General features: G+C 47.5%; 1 protein-coding gene, 8 tRNA genes and 1 pseudogene. 1 reads left to right on the top strand and 9 read right to left on the bottom strand.

Annotated features, from left to right (window positions below; translation table 11 throughout):
* Nucleotides 1-56: 56 nt before the first annotated feature.
* Nucleotides 57-411, bottom strand: a pseudogene (locus G614_RS0123875) (hypothetical protein); the annotation flags it as partial.
* 259 nt (nt 412-670) lie between these two features.
* Here G614_RS0123875 and G614_RS0123870 point away from each other — a divergent pair.
* Nucleotides 671-1,012, top strand: a complete 342-nt coding sequence (locus G614_RS0123870; protein ID WP_027643875.1) for a sporulation initiation factor Spo0A C-terminal domain-containing protein — start codon at nt 671-673, stop codon at nt 1,010-1,012.
* Nucleotides 1,013-1,207: 195 nt separating this feature from the next.
* Here the strand turns inward: G614_RS0123870 and G614_RS0123865 are convergent.
* The 8 genes from G614_RS0123865 to G614_RS0123830 all read right to left on the bottom strand — a co-directional run bounded on the left by G614_RS0123865 (nt 1,208) and on the right by G614_RS0123830 (nt 2,042).
* Nucleotides 1,208-1,287: transfer RNA gene (locus G614_RS0123865), tRNA-Leu, on the bottom strand.
* Nucleotides 1,288-1,299: 12 nt separating this feature from the next.
* Nucleotides 1,300-1,383: transfer RNA gene (locus G614_RS0123860), tRNA-Leu, on the bottom strand.
* A 41-nt stretch (nt 1,384-1,424) separates the two neighbouring features.
* A tRNA-Val gene (locus G614_RS0123855) sits at nt 1,425-1,497 on the bottom strand.
* A 36-nt stretch (nt 1,498-1,533) separates the two neighbouring features.
* Nucleotides 1,534-1,607, bottom strand: a tRNA-Asp gene (locus G614_RS0123850).
* 45 nt (nt 1,608-1,652) lie between these two features.
* Nucleotides 1,653-1,726: transfer RNA gene (locus G614_RS0123845), tRNA-Ile, on the bottom strand.
* A gap of 42 nt (nt 1,727-1,768) precedes the next feature.
* Nucleotides 1,769-1,841: transfer RNA gene (locus G614_RS0123840), tRNA-Thr, on the bottom strand.
* Between the two features lie 19 nt (nt 1,842-1,860).
* Nucleotides 1,861-1,932, bottom strand: a tRNA-Glu gene (locus G614_RS0123835).
* A gap of 37 nt (nt 1,933-1,969) precedes the next feature.
* A tRNA-Asn gene (locus G614_RS0123830) sits at nt 1,970-2,042 on the bottom strand.
* Nucleotides 2,043-2,218 lie beyond the last annotated feature (176 nt).

Below are 2,218 nucleotides of genomic sequence, written 5' to 3'. Positions count from 1 at the left end.
GTATATCACTTCCTCCATGTCTTGAAAAAGTTTGTTACGCAGCAAGCTGCGGGGAATTAAACCCTCTTTTTGATTAAACCCTCTTTTTGATTAAAATCAAACAAAAAACCCCTCTCATACGCCTCATCCTTCATCATCAGATGGACGGCACCCAGCTTAAAGGTCTGGGGAAGGGCCAAACGGTATTTTCTGATATATTCCTCATTGGCTGCAAAGTATTCGCCGTACCGGTTCATGTCCGGCAGGGTGTTCATAAAATCGTGCTGGAACATATCATACATTTCCCTGGTGTAAGGCCACAGCTGATCGTGGAAATAGCCGTTGCACAGTGAGGAACAGTTAATCACGCAGTTATCGCTCATCGGCCCACGGCACATAGGTCCTCTTATCCGCCGTAATCCATGAATGGGGCTACATGACTACCCTCCGGAGTAGCCGCCGTAGGGATTGCCCTGGGTGTGCCCGATGAGGATTGCCACGTCGCTGTCATTGTTGATAATCTGATGTGTGCCGAAATTTATCCCCTACTATTTAACCTGCGAATTTCCCCGGCTAATCCTTCGACATTTAGCGACATAATTTATCGTTTTTTGTCGTCCTGTCTCACTTGATAAAACCCCCATCCCCGGTTTAACTTTACAGAAGTCAAACGATATCGGGAGGAATCATCATGAAATACGAAAGAGAAACCTGCAACCTGCTCCGGCGCCTCGGCGTCAACAACTCCTACGTGGGGTTCCGCTACACAGTTTATGGTGTCATCCGCGCTATTGCCAATCCGGAACTGCTCATCTACATCTCCAAAGGGCTCTACGTGGAAATATCCGCGGAATATCATACGTCCATTGGCTGTGTGGAACGTAATATACGCACTATTATCAGCACCATATGGCTGCATGGAGACCGGCATCTTCTGAATCAGGTCTTCGGCTTCGAGTTGGAACAGAAGCCTCGAAACGGCGCCTTCATAGATGCGCTCTCTCATTATGTTGTAGAACACTATTACGACTGATTCTGTAACATGTATTTAGGGTATCCGTCTGCTTATTCTAAGGGCATGATTTACAAAATCATAAAGGAGAAGAGAGGTCAGGCCCGGTGACCAACGGGTCTGATTGCTGCGCTCATATACCATTAACCGCAGCTGCCCATCTATAGCGTCTGTTCTGGAAACAAAAAAAGCCCTGCAAAGCAGGACTCTTACGTATGCGGCTAACAGGACTCGAACCTGCACGGTTTCCCAATGGGACCTAAACCCATCGTGTCTGCCAATTCCACCACAGCCGCAAATATAAAAAATGCGGGTGGCCGGACTTGAACCGGCACGGTATCGCTACCGAGGGATTTTAAGTCCCTTGTGTCTGCCTATTCCACCACACCCGCAGATTGTTACATGACACAGCTATATGCAGATATAAAACAAATGGGGCCTACAGGGCTCGAACCTGTGACCCTCTGCTTGTAAGGCAGATGCTCTCCCAGCTGAGCTAAGACCCCAAATTGCATATGTTGTATCGCATTATAAAATGCAAACGACCCGGAACGGGTTCGAACCGTCGACCTCCGCCGTGACAGGGCGGCGCTCTAACCAGCTGAGCCACCGGGCCATTATTTAGATGATATAGTTCTCATTCTGCTTTAGTTAGGAAGAGTGGACCTTCGGGGACTCGAACCCAGGACCGACCGGTTATGAGCCGGTTGCTCTAACCAACTGAGCTAAAGGTCCGAACTATATAATCTCTAACATTGCTTACTGTTTTACAGTAAAAGCCGATGATCGGACTCGAACCGATAACCTGCTGATTACAAATCAGCTGCTCTGCCAATTGAGCCACATCGGCATATAATAAACTGGTCAAATGACCCCAACGAGATTCGAACTCGTGTTACCGCCGTGAAAGGGCGATGTCTTAACCGCTTGACCATGGGGCCTGAATAAGGTAGTGGTCGCCATGGACTTCCACTAAAGCTCCCCGAGTAGGACTCGAACCTACGACAGCGCGGTTAACAGCCGCGTGCTCTACCGACTGAGCTATCGAGGAATAATGATACGCTTATTGTACTTTGCGCTGACCAAATCATTATACAATAACTTTGCCAAAATTTCAAGCACAATTATAATATTTTACGTACCCTCAAAACCACATATTGAATTCCGATTGTTCCACAAACCTTCTTTTCCCTTAACCTTTTGGATAAGCCCTCGACCGATTAGTAT

It is taken from the genome of [Clostridium] clostridioforme AGR2157 (assembly GCF_000424325.1).
Taxonomy (GTDB): Bacteria; Bacillota; Clostridia; order Lachnospirales; family Lachnospiraceae; genus Enterocloster; species Enterocloster clostridioformis_A.
Note: the sequence above shows the minus strand (reverse complement) of the source record. Positions and strands in the feature narration are given on the sequence as shown.

What these genes read in the sequence shown, in the direction of transcription:
- G614_RS0123870 (WP_027643875.1), top strand. Translation starts at nt 671, where the DNA reads ATGAAATACGAAAGAGAAACCTGCAACCTGCTCCGGCGCCTCGGCGTC.